At 70.5% G+C, this 2,280-nt stretch carries 2 protein-coding genes; one reads left to right on the forward strand and one right to left on the reverse strand.

Annotation, left to right across the window (positions count from 1 at the left end):
- On the reverse strand, window positions 1-1,214 hold a 1,214-nt coding region (locus PROKR_RS19685), incomplete at its 3' end, for a DivIVA domain-containing protein (protein ID WP_036966088.1).
- Window positions 1,215-1,554: 340 nt separating this feature from the next.
- Here PROKR_RS19685 and PROKR_RS19690 point away from each other — a divergent pair.
- The coding region (locus tag PROKR_RS19690; protein ID WP_211240186.1) for a hypothetical protein at window positions 1,555-2,280 on the forward strand (726 nt) is incomplete at its 3' end.

Here is a 2,280-nt window from a genome sequence, read left to right on the forward strand (position 1 = left end):
GGCGTGCCGAGCATGCCGCGCAGCTCCTCGAGGTAGGAGTTGATCGAGTCGTGCTGGCGCGTGAGGTCCTCGAGCTGGTGCTGAGCGGCGGACCGGCTCGACTCGGCCTCGGCGCGGGCGTCGTCGATCGTCTGCTCGGCGAACTCGCGGGCGTCGGCGACGATGCGGTCCGCGGACTTGCGTGCGTCGGCCACGAGGTCCTTGACGTAGACGTCGGACTCGGAGCGGATCTTCTCCGACTGCTCGAGCGCCACGGCCACGCGCTTCTCGGCCTCGGCCGCGTGCTCCTCGGCGGTCTTGACGAGCTTGGCGGTCTCGGCCTTGGCCGTCTCATGCCGCTCGGCGAGCTCCTTCTCCACCGCCTCCTTGCGGGTGGCGATGTCGAGCTCGGCCTGGGCGAGCGCCGCGCGGGCCTGCTCGCGCAGGTCTTCCATCTCGGTGGTGACGGCGTTCGACGCCTCGGCTGCCTGACGGCGGGCCTCGGACAGGATCTGCTCGGCCTCGGCGCGGGCGCTGGCGAGCATCGCGGACGAGTCGCGCTCGGCGGTCTCGCGCTGCTCGGTGGTCTCGGCGTTCACCTGGGCGCGCAGCTTGGCAGTGTCCCGCTCGGTGTTGACGCGAAGCTCCGTGGTCTCCCGCTCGACGGTGGAGCGCAGGGTGCCGAGCTCGCGCTCCAGGCTGGCCCGGCGCTCGCTCTCCTCGGCCTTGATCGCGCTGGCGATCTGCGCGGACTCGCGCTCGGCAGAGCCCACGAGCTCCTCGGCGCGGCGCTGGGCGGCGAGCAGGTGGCCCTCCGCCTCGGCGGCCATGGTGGTGCGGATCTCCTCGGCCTCGCGACGAGCGCTGGCGAGCATCTCGGCGACCTCGGACTCGGCACGCGAGCGCACCTGCCCGCCCGACAGCTTGGCGCGCGCCATGATGTCGGCGGCCTGCTGGTTGGCCTGGTTGATGATGTCGGTCGACTGGTCCTCGGCGGACCGCAGCAGGAGCTCGATGCGCGAACCCAGGCCGGCGTAGGACGGCTTCTCCGTCTCGCGCAGGTTGCGCTTGGCGTCGTTCAGGTCCTGCGTCAGCTGCATGGCGCGGCCGTCAGAGGCCTCGACCTGCCTGCGCGCCTCTTCGAGAGCGTGGTTCAGTCGGTCCAGGTGCGCGTGCACCTGGTCGCGGTCGTAACCACGCATGGCAGTCGGGAAGAGCGAGCGCTCGTCGGACACGGTGCAGACCTCCAGTGTCGGAACTTGGTGAGGCGCGGGTCAGGCTCCCCCCTGGGACGCCGTTTGTACGGCCCGTCCGGCGCCCAGAATACGTGCCTTCTGCGGATGTGGATACTCCGCAGTGGGATGCAATCTACGCAATGCGTGGAATACTGCCCGCTGGCCCGGGACCCCTGGACCGCCGTGGCGGTTCAGGCATACCTCGGTGAAGGAAGAGTGAGAGTCCCGGCCGAACCTCACATGCACACCTGTCATTGGACAGTGCTCTGAGTTCGGTCCCTATGCTGGAACATCCACCTGATCGACGGGCTCGCGCCCAAAATTTCGAAGGGAATCGGTGGTGCAAAGGTTTTTGGCGATCCTCCTGATCGTGGCCGGCCTCGGCGGGATCGGATTCGGGATCGCGACGGCAACCGTCCTGCGCGATTCCGACACCGTCGTCGCGACCGCGACCCCCAGCGGCGACGGAACCATGGTCGTGACCGAGCCCGGCGTCCTGGGCCTCGTCGACGACCAGGTCACCGTGAAAGCCACTGTTCCCGAGGGGCAGAAGGTCACGCTCGCGCTCGGGTCCGACGTCGACGTGCTCGGCTGGGTCGGCAGCGACCCCTACGACTCGGTGACCGGCCTGTCCTCGTGGGAGACGCTGAGCGTCGCCCCGGGCACGCCTGCCACCACCGACGACGAGGAGTCCGCCGAGCCGGCAGAGAAGCCGGCCAGCGGCCCGGACCCGGCCGGCTCCGACATGTGGATCACCGAGGTCAGCGGTGAGGGCACGGTCCAGATGCGCTGGACCGAGCAGCCCGGCCGCGTCGTGCTGCTGGCCGCGGGCGTCGGCAAGGGTGCCGAGGCGCCCACGCTGCAGCTCACCTGGCCCCGCCCCGTCAACACCCCGTACCTGTGGCCGGGCGTGCTCGGTGGCGGCTTCGCCCTGATCCTCGGCGTCTTCATGCTGCTCGGTGCCCGCCGCGGCAAGAAGGGCGGCGGCAAGAAGGACGCTCCGTCCGCCGTCCGTACCCGCCAGTCGGGCTCCGAGCTGCCGCGCCGCGACGCGGTCTTCGGGGTG

Source organism: Promicromonospora kroppenstedtii DSM 19349 (genome assembly GCF_000515355.1).
Lineage (GTDB): Bacteria > Actinomycetota > Actinomycetes > Actinomycetales > Cellulomonadaceae > Promicromonospora > Promicromonospora kroppenstedtii.